Origin of the sequence: Lacimonas salitolerans (genome assembly GCF_042677865.1) — a bacterium.
GTDB lineage: Bacteria > Pseudomonadota > Alphaproteobacteria > Rhodobacterales > Rhodobacteraceae > Lutimaribacter > Lutimaribacter salitolerans.
Window position 1 is genome coordinate 1 of the sequence record NZ_JBHUDD010000140.1, and the last position, 16,863, is coordinate 16,863.

The window sequence follows — 16,863 nt, forward strand, 5'->3', positions numbered from 1 at the left end:
ACCCAACATTACAGAATCCAACTCAGGCTCAGACGCAAGCGCGCTCAAACACACCGATCGGCCCAAAAGCGATTCCCCTGCCTTGCGGGTGAGGGCGGCCCGCACCTCGTGATCGGAAAAGATGCTGCCATCATCGCGTTCGGCGGGTTCATCCAGTTCGATGGTGAAATTGGTGATCGCCGCCGTACGCAATTGCTCGCCAATGCGTTTTTTCACATCGCGGGTGGTCTGACCAACCTTGAGCAACCCCTCATGCGCCGCATCCGCGATGGCATAGGCATAGATGCGGGGCCGAGCGACGGGCTTGGGTGAGAGGATGTCGTCGATGGTTGGCCTATTCATCGTCACCGTCATTCACAGTTACCTCACCAAGCAAATTGCTGACCAATTCCATCGGACGAACGATTTTTTCAACAAATTCAATTTCTTCATTGGAAAGGCCGTACTTCACGTAAAGATCCTGATCTGTCCATTCGCGTGTCCAGTCCTGTGTTGGCACAAACGTATAGACCTTGCGGGTCGTATCCTGAGAGGGTTTGTGCAGAAGGATCAGGAAGCGAGTAAGGCGACATGACAGGTAGGATAGAACGCTCTCAGCTTCTTTTTTTGTATCAAAAGGGCCGATATACATATACGTCCAAGAAGAAATTGATCCCGGCTCACCAAGAAAAGGAGTGCTGATAATCCGATGGGGGTACGTGTCCTTATTGCCGGTGCCGGGAGCCGCTCGCCCAATATAGACTTTCCATTTATCGAAAACGTGTTGTTCTTTCTCGATTGCTGCGCGGGGCACATATCCTACGCCACCATTTCTATACACTTTCAGGTCATCACCACTTGGGCGATCCTTGCCCCGAAACGTACTTCCTAAACCAAACGAGCCAATCGAGCTTACCAATTCCATAAAGCGACGATCTTTTGGGAGCTCCACGGTTTTCGCATCGCCTGTTTCAACAAGCGCAACCTTTTTTAAGATTGAAACGCCCTCGTTAAATCTGATGAAAATATCTGCGCCATTTTCAAGCAGTGGACGGGTTGCTATCGATGGGGTTTCACTTTTGTAATGTGTCGCCACACGGCAAGGACCAGAGTTGTCACGATCCCACAAAAAGTAGCAAACTCCACCCTTCAAGCCCACGCCCGGAAACACGTCTGACGCGGAAAGAAAATCGTCTATTGATTTGAGTCGATCGTCTCCTAGCATCGTCTCACGGAAGTCGTCTAACCCCATTCCTCCAGAAAACCAACGCGAGGGGATGATCATGGTCAAATATCGTGGATCCAGATTTTTTGCTTGCGCAACAAATTGATGATAGATTGGCCGAGCCTGAGTTCCGTGGCCATCAGTGTTCAACTGATACGGCGGGTTCCCGATGATGACGTCGAATTGCATGTCGGCTCCAAATAGTTCGGCGATCCGCGCCTTGATGTTGTCGGTGTGAATGAACGCATAGGCGTGGGTTTCGCGTTCCGCACCCCTGTCCAGTGTGGCCTTGCTTGCCCCGCAGAACCTGCACTTGCCCTGTGCATTCCATGTGTGTTCAGTTCGTTCGAACCAGATATTGCCAGAGGGTGCGTTGAACCGGCGGGTGATGGAATGCGGCCCGGTAGCATCCTTGGAACAATAGACCGACCGCCGTGCCATCAGGCTGGTCAACTGCGTGGACCCGATGCCAAAGACCTGCCGCGTCAGGATGTGATCCACACGTTCCTGAAGATCGGGTATCTGGTTTTCCAGCCCACGGATCAGGCGTTGCGTGATCTCTCGCAGGAATACCCCTGATTTCGTGCAGGGGTCCAGAAACCTCACATCGGGATTGGCCCAGATATCCGCCCCGCCATGATCGGCCGCCCATGCCGCAGCGACCGTATCCAACATGCGATTGGCAAAGACGGGGGGCGTGAACACCTCGTCATTCGACAGGTTGGCGATGCAGGTCAGAACATCGGGGTTGCGCCCTTTGAGAACGAAACGATCTTGCATGGTCAGGCGGCCTCCTGCGGTTTGCCACCCTCTGCGGCCAGATCGCGGATCGTCATCGGCTTGTAGGTCTTGATCGGCGTAAAAATCTCATGCTTGCCCAGATGGGAAAACAGGGTCCCCTCGGCGCTGAAGGCGGATGATCCTGTCAGAACGTCCAGCCGGAAATCACGACGGTTGAACTTGCCCTTGCCGATATAGGCCCATTCGGCAAAGGTGATCGGGTCACCATCATGGGCTTTCATCGACAGGGCATCGCCCTCAATGATGTTTTGCGACAGCACATAGGATGCGGCGACATAGAGATCGTCCGTATCATCAATGCGCAGGTAATCGGCCAGTATTTCGAGCATATTGGCGCGACATTCGATGATGTTGTCGGGCAAAAGCTCGATCCCGTAGATGCACATTATCCCCAGCAGGGCGTATTGGCGTTTCTCGAACTCGGATTTGCCGAATTTCAATTCGACGGCGGCCAATTTGCGTTGCAAGACTTTGACAAGGAAATTCCCGCTACCACAGGCGGGTTCCAGAAACCGCGAGTCAATCCGTTCGGATTCTTCCTTCACCAGATCAAGCATCGCATCCACCATCCATTCCGGGGTGAACACTTCGCCATGGTCGGCCACGCGTTTTTTCGATTTGATCAGTGGCATAATATATTCGTTATGGTTGGCTTATCCATCTAGCTGAAATCTTCTTCTCGCGGGGGTGGCGATGCTTACACATTGGTCAGAGACCTAAGGCACAGACATTCAATGCCGACGCAAGCGTAGCCGCGCGAATCTTGGGGATCAATCGAAAAGGGAAGAGCTTGTGCGCAATTATCCCAAGGATTGCCGCAACTCCTGCGCCACCGCATCCGCCGCCATCCTTACCGGTTCGGCTGCGAGGTGGGCATAGCGGGCCGTGGTTTGGACCTGCGTGTGGCCGAGAAGTTTGCCGATCATGGGCAATCCCTGACCTGAGGCCACGGCGGTAGAAGCGAAGGTGTGGCGTAGGTCGTGGATGCGAACGTCCTTCACCCCGGCGCGGGCGCGGACGCGCTGCCAGAAGGGCTGAAGGTCGCTCAGCGACTTGCCCGGCAGGGTGCCGGCGATGACCCAGGGGTTGCCTTCGATGCGCCGGGCGTCGCGGAGCAGGTCGATAGCAGGCAGTCCGAGATGGACGACCTTGGCTCCGGTCTTGGAGTCCGGAAGCCGCAGAACGCGCTCGGCCAGATCAATGTATGCCCACTGCAGTGTCATGATTTCGTTCAGCCGACAGCCCGTCAGGATCAGCAGGCGCGCGGCGAGGATGGCCGAGGGCAGTTCGATGCCTTCGGCCTCCATCTCGCGCAGCACCTCGCCGATCCGGCGCAACTCCGCCGCGCTGAGGAAGCGTTCGCGCTTTTCCTCGGGGTATTTGCGGATGTGCTTGCGCGGGTTCGACCCGTCTGGCCGCAGCCCCCACATTTCGGCCAGCACGAACATCTTCGAGATCACCTCGAGGCAGCGGTTCGCCTGATAGGGGATGTGGCGCATTTCGTGGTGAAACTTCGCGACATCGGCGCGGGTGATCCCGGTGACCGTGAGCTGGCCGAGCGCTGGCAGGATGAAGCGCCGCAGATTTCGGCGATACTCGCCTGCTGTGCTGGCCTTGAGCCGGATCGCGATGTGTTCTTTGTCGAAACGCTCCGCCAACTCCTTCACCGTGATTGCTTTGCGCCCGGCATCCCGCTCGGCGGCTGGATCCTCGCCGTTGCGGGCGGCGGAGACGATGGTCATGGCGCGGTTGCGCGCCTGCTCGCAAGTCAGGACCGTGCTAGGCCCTAGGCTCATCCGCCGCGACCGGCGCCCCGCGCGATACTGGACCACATAACCCTTTCGCCCGCTGGGCAGCACCCGCAGCCCGAAGCCTGGGATCTCGCTGTCCCAGGTGAAATACTCTGCATCGCGGGCTTCCGCAGCATCGACGAGGCGCTTGGTCAGCTTGGGCATGGTGGTGGGCCTTCCGAATGTCTTTTGTCCATAATCCGGAAGGTGCGCTGGTAGTCAACGAACACATTGAAAATGCGCAGGAAAAGGAAAAGACGCGCGTTGCTGAGTAGGGCATTCTGCGCGTCTGTGCGGGGTGGAGGTGGTTTGAACGAATCAAAACACAGGTTCCGGGCTTTCGCCGTCGCTGCTATACCCACACAAAGAAATGGAATTCCTGTGGAGTCGAAAAATCCCTGCAGGCAAAGAGCTTGGAAGTATCAGGCGCTGAGCGCGCGGGCATTTGTGACGGGAATTGTGAAAATCCGACGATCGCCAGATGGAGTAGGAAATTGAAGGAATCCAAGGAGAAAGATCATGAGTTCACCGAATTTTTCTGAGCGGGTCCGGCGAGCCCTCGACGCGATCGAGACAAGAGAAATTACCCGCAGGGGGCTGCGAAATTTCTACGAGAACGCGATCCGGGACCCGAACATAACCGAGGCGGAGCGGGAGGCAGTGATCGCCGCGCTGGAAACCAAGATCCGGATTAGTGCTCCGCGCGATGCAAAAGCACTCTTCGGACCGAAGGACGCAGAGGCGCGTGCCCTCCTGGGAAGGGTTTATGATGCGCTCGCTGCCGAGTTTAATCTCAGCGGGAATACGGTCGGGGCTGGCGTGAAGACAGGCGGCAGCATGATCAGCGGAGACATGCATGTCGACGTCTACATCTCTTACAAGGCCGAGGATCGACGCCATGCGACCTTCGGCTACTTGGTGAAAAAACCAGGAAATGATCCGATTCTTGCGCTTCGGTTTTATCAGACAGGAAAAGGTGCGACGGAGCCGGATCTGCGGGAGGAGTTCCCGATTGATATGTTTGAAGAGGCGGCTGCCCGCTACCGGGAGAACCTTATGCGGATCCTCAGCCCGGCCACAGAGGGTGGGTGATGAGCCATAATGGCTGCGTTGCGGACTATCTCCGTATGCTTGATCTCATCATGACTGTCACTGGTCTTGATCGGGCACGGCATCGCGCAGGTTGCACCTAAATGCAACTTGGGAGGGGCATTCGATGTGATTTTTGTATCTGATTGCCCTGCTACCGCGACCATCAGCCAACGCTCACGCGGAAGCATTGTGGAAGCAAGAGGGCACAAAGTGCTGCCAGTTTCTGCGCAATCCTGCGCATGGTGCGCGCGGGGCAGGGGGCTCCAACTGGCGGAAATGTCGAAGGAATACGCAAACGAGCGCAATCGGGCGTGGTGTGTTCGACACGACTCATAACCTGAAGGTCACAGGTTCAAATCCTGTCCCCGCAACCAAATCTTCCAAATAAAACAAAAGCTTAATTCCCTAGTAAAACACTGGGGAATTTTGCGTGTAGTTTCTGGTCAACACCTGGTCAACATTTTTCGAGTCCCCCCACGACTGGAAAAGATGATCGTGCCACCAACCTTGGTCACTCCGGCAGATCGTCACGAAAGCGGTCCATCTGATGCATCCGCTCGTGCAGGATCGTGACAATGCCCACGTCCCCGTTTGTCAGCCGCCGCCAGTACACGAAATGATGTGCGTGTCGGAAGTAGAATCCCTTCACCCCGAACTCGGCTGAAATGGGGCGGGACGCGACGCCATGGCTTTCGATCCGGTCGAACGCCGCGAAGAGCTCGGTGATGTACCGATCCGCCTGCTCAGGGCCCCAGCGGTCGCGGGTGTAGCGGTAGATCTCGTCAAGCCGCAGCGATGCCGACTCCTGGACGCGAATGGCCACGTCGTTAGGCCCGGTTCCTGGCAATGACCTCTGCGGCGGTCAATGAGCTATAGCTTTCCTCGGGAGCTGCGAACGCCCGTGTCAGCTCAGCCTTCAGACGATCAAAAGCCTCCATCTCGGCCCGCTCCTTGTCTCGCCTGATCAGGTCGCGTACGTATTCGCTGATGTTCTCGTAGGAGCCGTTCTCGCCCACGTTCGACGCCACGAACTCACTCAGCGCGCCGCTGATGCGGACAGTCATCGTTGTAGTTTGGGACATGGTGACCTCCGCTCTTCCGTCTTCAAGATAAGCAATATTGAATGCATTGACAAGCGTGACCCTAACGCGAGTTTGCTTCCCCGGGTCTTGGAGCGGCGCGTTGACGATGAGGCCTAGTTCGTGAAGCGGTAGCGCACGCCTCAGGTTAGCCGTGCGATCATGCCCTCTTCGATACTCCAACGTGATTACACCTACTGCCAACGGTACATGGGCCGTGCATGCCCATTCAGCCACTCTGAGAGCGGTCGAAGTGGGGGAAATTGATATGTTTTGCAAGTTGTCGGCAAACAGACCGGTCAATGCGCCAAGGCTTGACGATCCATCTGTTGAAACCTGAGCCATGTCCGCGTAGACTACTTAGTCATACCGGAGGTGCATGATGACCCACAAGACCACCCTGAGCTTTACCGACCGGCACCATCGTTTCTTGACGGAGAAAGTCGGTGAGGGCGTGTTTGCCTCACAAAGTGCGGCCGTTGCCGCAGCGCTTGAGCAGATGATCCGTGATGAAGAGGAGCGGGCTATCCTGCTTGATGGTATGGTCGACGAAATTCGGGCGAGGATGCAAACTTCGCGCGACGAATATGTTGAACCTGCGCCTGCTTTTGCGGCCGCGCGTCAAGCCATCTGAGCGCCGCGCGCAAGATGAAATACCGTATCCGGTTCCACCCGGCCGTCGCGGACGATCTGAAATCGATTGCGGAAATGATCGCCAGCTACGCGGGGCCGCAAGCGGCACAGCGTCGATTGGCTGAGATTGAGGAAGTCGTATTGAGCCTCGCGGACACGCCGCACAAGGGCAGCATCCGAGCGGAGATAGCTCCGGGCCTTCGCGCCATTCCTGCAGGCAGGAAGGCAGTTGTCGCCTTCACGGTCGATGATGCCACGCGAACGGTTTTCGTACATGTTGTCGGCTACGCTGGTTCCAACTGGGTTCAGCGAACCTCATCACGAGGACAATAACTGTGGCTCGGCGTCCCGCACATAAATGGGCCTTCAAGTCGGGCATGCGTGCCGGTGCGTACAGTTGGCGCTCCTCGGCAAAGGCTATCGGCAGGCTAAAGTCCGCCAGTGCCGAAATCCGGGCGGTGGCCCGCTCGGAACCTGTGATCGCCGCTGAGGGCGTCATTGCGCTGGCCCAGCGCATTTGGCCCGCTTTTGAACATATCGACACATCCTCCGGGGCGCTCGGCACAGCGGTCCGGAGGACGCTTGATGAGCTTCTGCCAATCTTGATTGATGCGCCGGCCGATGAGAACACCCGGGCAAAATGGCTGGAGCTTCTGCGTGAGGCGATCCTCGATGACGGCGTTGATTACCTCGCACCGATCGCGGATCGATTTGGTGAAATCGCGGCTTTCCCGGCTTTGATGAACCTGCATGCTGACCGTGATCTCGATCTCATCCAGGCCGCATGGTCGGATCACGTACGTTATGCACATGTTCCGACGGCGACCTTGACGCTGTCCTGCCTGCTCGAGGCAGGGCGTTTCGCTGAGCTTCTAGATTTGCTGGCGATCAAGAAGACCCACCTGTGGTTTGACGAAAAGTTCGGCGCTGAGGCCCTGTTGCGTCAAGGGCGTGAGGATGAAGCCTTGGCCTACGCGGAGGCACTTCTTGCCGATGACCGCCCGCCTTGGGGGCGTCGAGACATTGCCCGCTTTTGTGAAAAGATCCTGGTCCGCCAAGGCCGTGAGGAGGATGCCTATCGTCGATTTGGTCTACCCACCGCCTCGGGTAATACCTATCTCGCCATTTGGCGTGATCTCGTGAAGCGCTACCCAGACCTCGACGCCCGGATGATCCTCGAGGATTTGATCGCTGCTCACGGTTCAAAAGGAAAATGGTTTGCCGCGGCAAAGACGGCGAGGTTCCTTGATATCGCGCTGGATTGCGCCGCTCAACATGACGCGGCACCGGCAACCTTGATCCGCGCGGCCCGGGACCTGAAGCTCAAGGAGCCCAATTTTGCCGCCCACGTTGCCGTATGTGCGGTCCGACATCTCGTTCAAGGCCGCGGTTATGAACCATCGCCGTTGGACATTGATAAAGCTGTCGAGCACTTGATGGTTGCTGCGGGACGCATTGGCGCGTCTGACTGGGCGCTGCAGGAGCTGCACTGCATCTCAAGTTCACCCAGATCAGCGGGCCTCATGGCGGATCGGTTGGCGCGTGTGCTCTCTTCGATCGACGAATCCAGAAATAAGCATTGAGAGGCTTGTCGTCTGCCCGCGTGGGCCTCAGCCTCACGGGCAAGTTGGGGGAACCGTCCTCAAGCTGACGACCCGTGCATTTCGCTTGGCGGTCTAAAAAACATCGAGCGGATCACGGCTGCCAGCTTGTGCATGTGATCAAACCGGTGAGAGCCGCCCGGAAAGGTCACAATGGGCAAAATATCCCCAACGATTTGCAGGGTTCCTTGCGGGTCGATGACGTTGTCGCCCATGTCGAGGGCAACGAGCCCTTGGCCATCCATTCGAAACGGGAGGGCGTTATAGGCCTCGACAGTCTCTTCTCGTAGGGTGAACCGCGTCCCGTAGTGTGTTCCACCCTCGCCAATATATTTTTGGAGCGAATGTGAAGGGGTAACAGCCGGGTTTATGGCCACATACGGTAAGCCAAGTTCAGTTCCGAGCCAGGCGGCAAAGAAGCCACCCATGCTTGTGCCAACGACCAGGTAATTCCTGCGTGCGGACATGGCTTTCTGAAAGGAGTCGAAAACCTTATGTGGTGGGCGCGTGTAATCGACCGTATTCCCGTCGACGATTGCGGCGGCACTCAACGCGCGTACCTTGTCTTTGTTGGCGTCGAAGTGTGACGCGAACCCATGACAGTAGTAAATGTGATCAACGTTTGTGCCTTGAATGAAAGGCCGAATGCGGTCTGCGATGTCGTGGTGACCAGTTTTGGCTCCGTCAATAACCACCTAAGGCCAAATAACATTGACTGGACGCACACCGTCACTTGGCGCCTCTAGCAAGACGGAATAATCGTTAAATTCTGTGAAAGCTACTCGTGCATTGTTAATTTCAATTACGGGGATTACCAAGTGAAAGATATCTTCAAGTTCTTCCTCCGAAAGGCCACTGTCGGCCTCAACTTCCAGATACACTGCAAATCCAGAAATTGAAGGGATGCCATCTCCTACCTCAACGGCGTTGGGACCGTAAATACCGATCGCCCTTATGGATTTGAATTTTTCTGGATCGTCGAGGTCGCCATCGAAAATTACAGTTAAACTTTTTGTTGCCCAGCCTACCGCATCATCTTCAGAGATACCGTTCTCTGCAAACCACGCGTTGAGATCTTCTTCCTCATCAAGGTGGTCTTCATTAGTTTCAATATAGGTGCAGTTTGCTCCCCCGAAATCGAGGCAAACGTATTGCTTGTTCTTATTTGAGTCGTCGCTCATGTTGGTCTCCTTTGCTCTGTTATCATGGGGGTTATTGGGAGTGTTTCTTGAGAACGCCCAAAATCTTTTGGCACTTTCCAACATTCAATGCTGTTTCAGCAGTTTGCGAAGGCTTGGTGACTGGTTTCGGCTCCGTCAATAACCATACGTGTTCCGCACCCGATGATCACATAGACTATCGCTGATCTACGTTTTTCATCGCACGATCGATCTTGCGCAAGGTTCGGGATGGGATGCGACGTGCTGATTTTTCGTCATACGCACGCGACGATGAAGCCAAAGATCAGTGCTGCGATCCAGGTGAGTACGGGATATGACAGCTATGCCAAGAGAATGAGACTGACCCTAGAGCTTTTTTGCTGAAAACAGCCAGCCATCTTTTTTCAGTGCTGGTTTGTTGTTATCCTCAAACATATAATCCTCACGGAAGCGTGTTACGCCATCAAGACGGGGGCTTGCACCTTCCTTTATGGCTGCAACAGTGTCTTTGTGCACATTTGTTTTGAATTTTCCGTGTATTTTGAATTTATAGGACTTTTCGCTCAATTTTTCGGATATCAGTTCGCCTTCGTAAGCTTCTGTGCTTGCAACAGCAATATACATGGGTTGAATTGGGTCGCTAGGATTATCGATCATGAAGTTTATTGTGCATTTCGGATGCCCATAATTTTCGCAGATAGACTCTGCGCTTGGACTGTCCCAATTCGACATGAAGTCTGCTTCAGGGAATTCAATGATAAATTCGTCCTCGGCTTCAACATAAATGAACGGCATTCACGTGTCCTTTCGTTTTTGCAGCATCATTTGAGCAACGATGATCCGGCTCGGTTGGTCTCGGCGCTTCCTGCGTCAGTTCAAGCTATTCGGCCATCTGTTTAAGGCAAGTTTTTTCTACGCTCAGCATCTCGAACTCGTGGATTTTGATCGGGCTAAAGACGGTGTTGGCACCCCATCCCCTCAGGAGAATCGCTTTTGGACTTGGCTGGGTCGGTAAGCGGGTTGCGCCTGTTGGCGTGATGGATTCTGGATGGTGGTCTCATCATCTTGGAGCCTTCGATCATGCAGATTTTCCTCGACGCCTTCGGCAGCATCCCCGATCCGCGGGCCAGCAATGCCCGTCATGACCTCGGCGAACTGCTTGTTATCGCGTTCGTTTCGGTGCTCTGTGGCTCGAGTTCCTGTGCGGAGATGGCAGAGTTCGGGCGCGCAAAAGAGAACGTTTTCAGAAGCTTCCTTAAGCTCAAGCACGCCATACCCTCACATGACACGTTTTCCGATGTGTTCGCGATGATTGACCCCAAGGCGCTGGATGCGGCCTTCGGCAAAGTGTTGGCTGAGGTCGCGGCTCTGCTTCAAGACGGTGATGTGATCGCCATCGACGGTAAGGCGCTGCGCGGGGCTCGGGGCAAGAGCGAGACCGCAAAAACCCGGATGATGGTCTCAGCCTACGCCTCCCGGCTGCGCCTGACGCTGGCCACGGTGCCCGCGGATCGGGGCGCAGAGTTGGACGCGGCCATCGAAGCACTCTCATGATCGCAGTCAATGATTTTGTCACGCTGGATCGACCGGCCCGATCGCCGGGGGTATTTTGTATAGATGTGCAAGGCTGGAGGTGGAACTGAGACGACGGTTGAGCATACTCTCATGCGCGGGTTGGATACCGCATGACCGTGGTTGCGTCTTGGAGCTGCCTCTTTCTGGGAACGAGCGTCAGCCTTTCAAGGACTGGCTCACAATGCTTCCCAAGGGTTCTCCACCGTGTTCCACCCCCAGGTTTGCACATCAGCTGATCGGGGTGTTGCGTTTTTGATGAATGAGCGTCAGGCGGGTTCAACCTCCTGCGCAATCGCCCAGATGAAGCCGACCATCTCTCGTGCAATTGCGGTGTTGGCCACCACTGTCGGCTTGCCGCAAGCCACAAGGTGCTTATAGCGTCGGCACATTCGCATCTGGCCTTTCCAGGCGATGTCGCGCACGCCTTGCCCCGCATTCGCGGGGATTCAAGCGGGCAAAAGTGCCCTGCAGTCCTCCGATAGCCCCTTACCTTATTCGATAAGGATTGCGCGGGACAGTGGATGGTCGTATCGCGATTTACTGTTAAAGATAAATTTCGTTGAATGCATCGCGGCTTCCCTGTATCTTTACCGGAAAAGGTAAGGTGGTGCAGGTGGTCAATAATGCCGAGAAGACTCTGCTGGCGGAAGCCGGTCGCCGGATCCGCGCGGCTCGGGCAGGGCAGGCTTTGAGCCTGGAGCAGCTGGCGCGTTTGACCGGTATCAGCGCTCCGGCGCTCTCTCTGATCGAAACGGGGAAACGCGATCCGCGGCTGACGACGCTGAAACGGATATCCGACGCTCTGCGCGTACCCCTAACATTGTTGATCGCCGACGGAGGCAGCGAAGCTCCCCCGCGCAGTTCCACGGCGGCTTCTGAAGGCTATGACCTAGGAGACTACCAGTGACGGCTTCTGTCTCCGTCTGGTTCGATGGCCTCGCGGTGGGGCAGGTCGACGTTGCTGCTGATGGGTCTCTCTCTTTCCATTATGCGGATCGCTGGCTGAAGACGGCCGGGGCTTTCCCCTTGTCTGTCACGATGCCCCTTCGGGCCGAATCCTATCCCTCGGACGTCATCTCGCCTTGGCTGGCAAACCTCTTGCCAGAGGAAGACCAGCTCAAGGTTCTGACCAGATCCCTTGGCCTCGACCAGGCAGATGTCCTCGCGGTGCTGGCAGAGATCGGAGGCGATACCGCTGGTGCTCTGTCCTTCGGTGCCGCGACCGATCGCGGTGCCTGGAAATATGCGCCGCTCACCGCCTTCTATGATACAGCGGATCCGCGACTGGCGCTTGAGCGCCACTTTGAAGATCTCGGTCGCCGGCCGTTTCTGGTTGGCGAGGAGGGCGTGCGTCAGTCGCTGGCGGGCGGCCAGAAGAAGTCGGCGCTCGCCGTTTTGGGCGCGGACGGCAAGCCCGTGCTGCGCTTGCCACAGGCGGGCGATGTGCTTGCTATCCCCCTCAACGGGGCGCCGTCCACTTTGATTGTGAAGCCCGACAACCCGAACCTGCCCGGCATTACCGAGAACGAGGTCTGGTGTCTGCGGATGGCGCAGGCCATCGGGATCGACGCCGCGCAAGCGACCGTCCTGCAGTCGTCAAAGCGAACCGCCATCGGTGTTTTGCGCTATGATCGCAGGATCGGGCGCAGCGGACAGCTTTTGCGCCTTCACCAGGAAGATTTTGCGCAGGCCAATGGCCTGCCGCCGGGGCGCAAGTACGAGCGAGGCACGCTGCCCGGGCTCGACCTCAAAACCCTCCTCGAGACCGGGCGCCATGTCAGTGCGAGCGATGCCCTGGGGCTGCTCGATCAGGTCATCTTCAACATCCTCGTCGCCAATACCGACGCACATGCCAAGAACTATTCCCTCATCCTGCCGGTGGGCGATGGCCCTCGTCTCGCGCCGCTTTATGATGTCTCGACGGTGCTGTCCTGGCCCCACGTCGTAAAAACCTACGCTCAATCAATTGATGGCAAGAAGCGACGCCCGGACACGATTGCTGGGCGGCACTGGGAAGCCCTTGCGCGGGAAGTTGGGTATCGTCCAACGGATGTAAAGCACCGTGTCCAGAAGATCGTTGACGCGATGGTGGTGAACAGCGCGAAGGTCATGTCCGAGGTAACAGCGCTGGCGGGTGCCACACAGGGATATGTCGTGCAGACCGCCACGGCAGTTGAAGAAAACGCCCTGCGTATGGCGGGGCGTTTATAATGCCCGCCTTGTCACAGCGCCGCGCGATATGTAGATTACCAAGTCATACTTGGAGTCTCATCATGACCGTCAAAACCACGCTCAGTTTCACGGATCGCCATCATCGTTTCCTGACAGACAAGGTCGGTGAAGGCGTATTCGCCTCGCAGAGCGCTGCTGTGGCGGCGGCGCTTGAACAGATGATCCGGGATGAAGAGGAGCGCGCCATTGCGCTTGATGCGATGGCCGAAGAAATCCGTGCACGGATGCGTACTCCACACTCGGAATATGTTGATCCCGAGGGCGCCTTTACGGCGGCCCGCGCCCGTATCGGCGTCGCGCGACAGGGATGACGTATAGCATCCGGTTTCACCCGGCTGTGGCAGATGACCTGGCGTCGATCGCAGAGCTGATCAGGAACTATGCAGGGCCGGAGGCAGCCGAGCGGCGTCTCTCCGAGATCGAAGCTGTTGTTTCCAGTCTGGCAGAGACCCCCTTCAAAGGCAGCGTCCGCTCAGAAATCGCTCCGGGTCTTCGCGCTATTCCGGCTGGTCGCAAGGCTGTCATTGCGTTTACCGTCCATGAGGCCGAACGCGAGGTTCTGGTGCATATCATCAGCTATGCGGGATCTGACTGGATCGCCCGCAGCACTGTGCGGAGGCGTTAGGGGATGGCAAAGACACCAGCACATAAATGGGCGTTCAAGCCGGGCATGCGCGCGGGCGCCTATAGCTGGAAGTCATCCGCCAAGGCCATCGAGCGATTGAAATCTGCCAGCTCAGAGATCCGGGCCGTTGCGCGCGTCGATCCTGTAACGGCCGCTGAGGGTGTCATCGCGCTCGCCCAGCGTATCTGGCCTGCCTTCGAGCACATCGACACCTCCTCGGGCGCGCTTGGCAATGCCGTGCGTCGGACACTGGTGGAGTTGCTGCCGGTCCTGATCGAGGCACCCGCGGACGAGAAAACCCGCGCCAAATGGCTGGAACAACTCCGCGAAGCGATCGAGGATGACGGCGTGGATTATCTTGCGCCGATCGCGCATTGCTTCGGGCAGATTGCGGCATACCCAGCCCTGATGAATCTGCACGCCGACAGAGACCTCGACATGATCGAGGCCGCGTGGTCCGATCACGAGCGTTTCATTCATGTCCCAGCAGCCTCGCTGACGCTGTCCTGCCTTTTAGAGGCGGGGCGTCATGACGAGCTGCTGGCACTTCTTGCGTGCAAAAAGACGCACCTGTGGTTCGACGAGAAGTTCGGCGCCGAGGCGCTGCTGCGTCAGGGCCGTGAAGACGACGCGCTCGCCTATGCCGAAGCCCTGCTGCAGGGGGATCGTCGTCCGTGGGGCTATCAGGACATCGCGCAGTTCTGTGAGCGCATTCTGGTTGCACAGGGGCGCGAGGAAGAAGCCTATCGTCGCTTCGGCCTGCCATCGGTCTCGGGCAATACCTATCTCGCTATGTGGCGTGATCTGGTGAAGCGCTATCCTGATCTCGATGCACGCCGGATCCTTGAAGATCTGATCGAAACGCAGGGCTCGAAGGGCAAGTGGTTTGCCGCCGCCAAAACGGCGAAGTATTTCGACATCGCGCTCGATTGCGCAGCGCAACCGAGTGCAGCGCCCGCGACGCTCATTCGCGCAGCGCGGGATTTTGTCATCAAGGAGCCAGCTTTTGCCGCGCAGGTCGGCTTGCATGCCATCGGTCATCTACTGGTGGGGCGCGGGTACGATCCAAACCCTTTCGATATCGACGAAGCGGTGACTCATGTCATGGCAGCAAGTGCGCGGATCGGGCAGGGGGAGCGGGTGCTGCAAGAACTCCAGAGGCTGGCTGCCAATACAGCCACCGACAGGATCATGTCAGCGCAGCTGCAATCCAGACTTGCAGATATCGAAAGGGGTAACGCTTGAATGGCGCCTTGTGGTGAAATGACAGCAGCGGTGGCATTGCCCGCAATCTGTCATTGGAAGATGACGGATTCAGCGTCGCGCGCTAAGCTGCGCTCATGACATTCGCCTTTTACGATCTCGAAACAACAGGCATCTCGCCCGCTTTTGATCAGCCCTTGCAATTCGCGGCCATTCTGACGGATGGCGAATTCCGGGAGATCGAGCGGGTCAATCTGCGTTGCCGCATCGCGCCGCATATCATCCCGTCGCCTTGGGCATTGGCCGTCACCGGCGTGCGCCCAGCGCAGTTGGTGGATCCGGAGCTGCCGACGCTCTTCGCGTTCACACAGGAGATTAGCGCGCTGATCGAGCGCTGGTCCCCCGCGATCTGGACCGGGTTCAACAGCATCCATTTCGACGAAGAGATGCTGCGCCATCCCGGACGTGCGCATCCACGACCTGCGCCACACCTTCGCCTCGCTGTTGGTCTCGGGCGGCGCCTCGATCGAGATGATCGGCAAGCTCCTTGGTCATACGCAGATCGGAACCACCCAGCGCTATGCCCACCTGATCGAGTCCCCGCTGCGCGCCGGCGTCAACGCGGTGGGCGAGATGCTGCGGCCGCGGCTGAAGGTGGTGGGGGAGTAGGCCCAGCGCAGCCGATTTCGTCGTTGTGAGAATGGCTTGGCGAGATGAGCTTAACCTTGATTGCACTGCAATCGCCCGTTAGCTTGGCCATGGTAGCCGGAGGAAATCATGGCCAGCATCACGATTCGCAATCTGGACGACGAGGTGAAGCGCCGGCTGCGTGTTCGCGCGGCCGAGCATGGCCGGTCGATGGAAGAAGAGGCCCGCGAAATCCTGCGCCAGGTTGTCGGGCAGGAAAAGCCCGCCCACAACCTCGCCGCCGCGATCCGGGCGCGCGTCGCGCCCCTGGGTGGCGTGGAGCTGGACCTCCCCCCGCGTGAGCCAATGCGCGAGCCGCCCGCGTTTGATCGGGCGTAAGCATGATCATTGTCGATACGAATGTCGTCTCCGAGCTTCTTCGCCCGTCCCCGGAACCGCGGGTCGAGGAGTGGCTCGCCGGCCTGGACGGGCTCGATATCTACCTGACCGCGATCTCCGAAGCGGAGCTGCGCTACGGCGTCGCGATCATGGACAACGGCAAGCGCCGCGATGGCCTGGCTTACGCCATCGATCGCATCCTGCGCGACGACATGGCCGGGCGCGTGCTCGCCTTCGACAGTGCCGCTGCTGAAGCCTATGCCACCATTGCCGCCAGCCGGCGCGCTGCCGGCCGGCCGATCGCGCAGGCGGATTGCCAGATCGCCGCAATCGCCCGCGCCCGTGGCGCCACCGTCGCCACCCGGAACACCGCAGACTTCGAAGGCTGCGGCGTCGACCTGATCAACCCTTGGGGTGACGCGTCGTGATGAGTCTTTGTTCAGAATATGGGTTGGTTTGATGCCGAAAAGAGAAAGTCATAAGGCCGGCAGCGAGCTGTTCATCGTCGACAATAGCGCCGATGAATGGAAGGCGCTCCGATACCTCCACGACTGGTGCCAGCTCTCTAAGTCAATCGACATTGCGACGGGATATTTCGAGATCGGCGCCTTGCTCGCGCTCGGCGACGAATGGCAGAAGGTTGATCATATCCGCGTCCTGATGGGAGATGAGGTTTCAAAGCGTACTAAGCGCGCATTCGAAGCCGGCCTTCAGGAAATTGCCTCTCGCCTAGACAGAAGCATCGAGCAAGAGAAGGACAAGAGGTCCCTTCGCGATTTGTGTGGGTTAAGGCGCACTGGCCTGTTCAGGGTCGCACCAGATGTTGTTGTCACGACGTGAGG

At 57.6% G+C, this 16,863-nt stretch carries 23 protein-coding genes and 2 pseudogenes; 15 read left to right on the forward strand and 10 right to left on the reverse strand.

The genetic code is table 11. From position 1 onward, the window contains the following. From ACFTOW_RS15060 to ACFTOW_RS15075, 4 genes are all read right to left on the reverse strand, one after another. The coding region (locus ACFTOW_RS15060) for a GIY-YIG nuclease family protein (RefSeq protein ID WP_379917138.1) at positions 1-354 on the reverse strand (354 nt) is incomplete at its 3' end. Next, entirely contained in the window at positions 335-1,984 is a 1,650-nt protein-coding gene (locus ACFTOW_RS15065; RefSeq protein ID WP_379917140.1) for an Eco57I restriction-modification methylase domain-containing protein, read from the reverse strand. The genes ACFTOW_RS15065 and ACFTOW_RS15060, both read right to left, overlap by 20 nt. A 2-nt stretch (positions 1,985-1,986) precedes the next feature. Further along, positions 1,987-2,637 (reverse strand): N-6 DNA methylase, encoded by a 651-nt coding sequence (locus ACFTOW_RS15070; RefSeq protein ID WP_379917143.1) that lies wholly within the window; start codon positions 2,635-2,637, stop codon positions 1,987-1,989. A gap of 168 nt (positions 2,638-2,805) precedes the next feature. Beyond that, a complete protein-coding gene (locus ACFTOW_RS15075) occupies positions 2,806-3,960 on the reverse strand; it encodes a tyrosine-type recombinase/integrase (protein ID WP_379917145.1) in 1,155 nt (384 codons plus the stop codon). A 354-nt stretch (positions 3,961-4,314) separates the two neighbouring features. Between ACFTOW_RS15075 and ACFTOW_RS15080 the strand changes: the two genes are divergently transcribed. Then, entirely contained in the window at positions 4,315-4,887 is a 573-nt protein-coding gene (locus ACFTOW_RS15080; RefSeq protein ID WP_379917147.1) for a hypothetical protein, read from the forward strand. 511 nt (positions 4,888-5,398) lie between these two features. Here ACFTOW_RS15080 and ACFTOW_RS15085 read toward each other — a convergent pair. Next, entirely contained in the window at positions 5,399-5,710 is a 312-nt protein-coding gene (locus ACFTOW_RS15085; protein ID WP_379917150.1) for a type II toxin-antitoxin system RelE/ParE family toxin, read from the reverse strand. A gap of 4 nt (positions 5,711-5,714) precedes the next feature. Next, positions 5,715-5,969, reverse strand: a complete 255-nt coding sequence (locus ACFTOW_RS15090; protein ID WP_327544443.1) for a ribbon-helix-helix domain-containing protein — start codon at positions 5,967-5,969, stop codon at positions 5,715-5,717. 379 nt (positions 5,970-6,348) lie between these two features. Here ACFTOW_RS15090 and ACFTOW_RS15095 point away from each other — a divergent pair, with 379 nt between their 5' ends. The 3 genes from ACFTOW_RS15095 to ACFTOW_RS15105 all read left to right on the forward strand — a co-directional run bounded on the left by ACFTOW_RS15095 (position 6,349) and on the right by ACFTOW_RS15105 (position 8,182). Then, positions 6,349-6,600: a hypothetical protein gene (locus ACFTOW_RS15095; RefSeq protein WP_327544444.1), complete on the forward strand. Its 252-nt coding sequence runs from the start codon at positions 6,349-6,351 to the stop codon at positions 6,598-6,600. A 74-nt stretch (positions 6,601-6,674) separates the two neighbouring features. After that, entirely contained in the window at positions 6,675-6,932 is a 258-nt protein-coding gene (locus tag ACFTOW_RS15100; protein ID WP_379917182.1) for a type II toxin-antitoxin system RelE/ParE family toxin, read from the forward strand. A gap of 44 nt (positions 6,933-6,976) precedes the next feature. Next, the gene (locus ACFTOW_RS15105; RefSeq protein ID WP_379917152.1) at positions 6,977-8,182 is read left to right on the forward strand and encodes a hypothetical protein; all 1,206 of its coding nucleotides are present in this window, start codon (positions 6,977-6,979) and stop codon (positions 8,180-8,182) included. A gap of 59 nt (positions 8,183-8,241) precedes the next feature. On the opposite strand, the gene ACFTOW_RS15110 is transcribed toward ACFTOW_RS15105, so the two are convergent. From ACFTOW_RS15110 to ACFTOW_RS15120, 3 genes are all read right to left on the reverse strand, one after another. Then, positions 8,242-8,895, reverse strand: a complete 654-nt coding sequence (locus tag ACFTOW_RS15110) for a YqiA/YcfP family alpha/beta fold hydrolase (protein WP_379917154.1) — start codon at positions 8,893-8,895, stop codon at positions 8,242-8,244. Continuing rightward, positions 8,896-9,381, reverse strand: coding sequence for a hypothetical protein (locus ACFTOW_RS15115; protein WP_379917156.1), 486 nt, complete (start codon positions 9,379-9,381; stop codon positions 8,896-8,898). A 345-nt stretch (positions 9,382-9,726) separates the two neighbouring features. Further along, a complete protein-coding gene (locus tag ACFTOW_RS15120; protein WP_379917158.1) occupies positions 9,727-10,155 on the reverse strand; it encodes a hypothetical protein in 429 nt (142 codons plus the stop codon). 285 nt (positions 10,156-10,440) lie between these two features. On the opposite strand from ACFTOW_RS15120, the gene ACFTOW_RS15125 reads away from it, so the two are divergent. Beyond that, positions 10,441-10,914, forward strand: coding sequence for an ISAs1 family transposase (locus tag ACFTOW_RS15125; protein ID WP_379917160.1), 474 nt, complete (start codon positions 10,441-10,443; stop codon positions 10,912-10,914). Between the two features lie 287 nt (positions 10,915-11,201). Here the strand turns inward: ACFTOW_RS15125 and ACFTOW_RS15130 are convergent, their stop codons facing one another. Then, positions 11,202-11,357, reverse strand: a complete 156-nt coding sequence (locus ACFTOW_RS15130) for a hypothetical protein (protein ID WP_379917162.1) — start codon at positions 11,355-11,357, stop codon at positions 11,202-11,204. Positions 11,358-11,539: 182 nt separating this feature from the next. On the opposite strand from ACFTOW_RS15130, the gene ACFTOW_RS15135 reads away from it, so the two are divergent. The 10 genes and pseudogenes from ACFTOW_RS15135 (at position 11,540) to ACFTOW_RS15180 (ending at position 16,861) form a co-directional block, all read left to right on the forward strand. Beyond that, positions 11,540-11,842, forward strand: a complete 303-nt coding sequence (locus ACFTOW_RS15135) for a helix-turn-helix domain-containing protein (RefSeq protein ID WP_379917165.1) — start codon at positions 11,540-11,542, stop codon at positions 11,840-11,842. After that, positions 11,839-13,146 (forward strand): HipA domain-containing protein, encoded by a 1,308-nt coding sequence (locus tag ACFTOW_RS15140; protein WP_379917167.1) that lies wholly within the window; start codon positions 11,839-11,841, stop codon positions 13,144-13,146. Before ACFTOW_RS15135 ends, ACFTOW_RS15140 begins: the two co-directional genes overlap by 4 nt. A 62-nt stretch (positions 13,147-13,208) precedes the next feature. Next, positions 13,209-13,478 (forward strand): hypothetical protein, encoded by a 270-nt coding sequence (locus ACFTOW_RS15145; RefSeq protein WP_379917169.1) that lies wholly within the window; start codon positions 13,209-13,211, stop codon positions 13,476-13,478. Further along, a complete protein-coding gene (locus tag ACFTOW_RS15150; protein WP_379917171.1) occupies positions 13,475-13,792 on the forward strand; it encodes a type II toxin-antitoxin system RelE/ParE family toxin in 318 nt (105 codons plus the stop codon). Before ACFTOW_RS15145 ends, ACFTOW_RS15150 begins: the two co-directional genes overlap by 4 nt. 3 nt (positions 13,793-13,795) lie before the next feature. Beyond that, positions 13,796-15,037 (forward strand): hypothetical protein, encoded by a 1,242-nt coding sequence (locus ACFTOW_RS15155; protein ID WP_379917173.1) that lies wholly within the window; start codon positions 13,796-13,798, stop codon positions 15,035-15,037. A 95-nt stretch (positions 15,038-15,132) separates the two neighbouring features. Continuing rightward, positions 15,133-15,273: pseudogene (locus tag ACFTOW_RS15160) on the forward strand (exonuclease domain-containing protein); the annotation flags it as partial. A 178-nt stretch (positions 15,274-15,451) separates the two neighbouring features. Beyond that, positions 15,452-15,664 (forward strand): annotated as a pseudogene (locus ACFTOW_RS15165) (tyrosine-type recombinase/integrase); the annotation flags it as partial. Positions 15,665-15,772: 108 nt separating this feature from the next. Next, positions 15,773-16,021, forward strand: a complete 249-nt coding sequence (locus ACFTOW_RS15170; protein WP_379917175.1) for a FitA-like ribbon-helix-helix domain-containing protein — start codon at positions 15,773-15,775, stop codon at positions 16,019-16,021. A 2-nt stretch (positions 16,022-16,023) separates the two neighbouring features. Beyond that, positions 16,024-16,449 carry a type II toxin-antitoxin system VapC family toxin gene (locus ACFTOW_RS15175; RefSeq protein WP_379917178.1) on the forward strand — a complete coding sequence of 142 codons (426 nt, stop codon included), beginning with the start codon at positions 16,024-16,026 and terminating at the stop codon, positions 16,447-16,449. A gap of 31 nt (positions 16,450-16,480) precedes the next feature. Then, positions 16,481-16,861, forward strand: coding sequence for a phospholipase D-like domain-containing protein (locus ACFTOW_RS15180; RefSeq protein ID WP_379917180.1), 381 nt, complete (start codon positions 16,481-16,483; stop codon positions 16,859-16,861). The last annotated feature ends 2 nt before the right edge of the window (positions 16,862-16,863 follow it).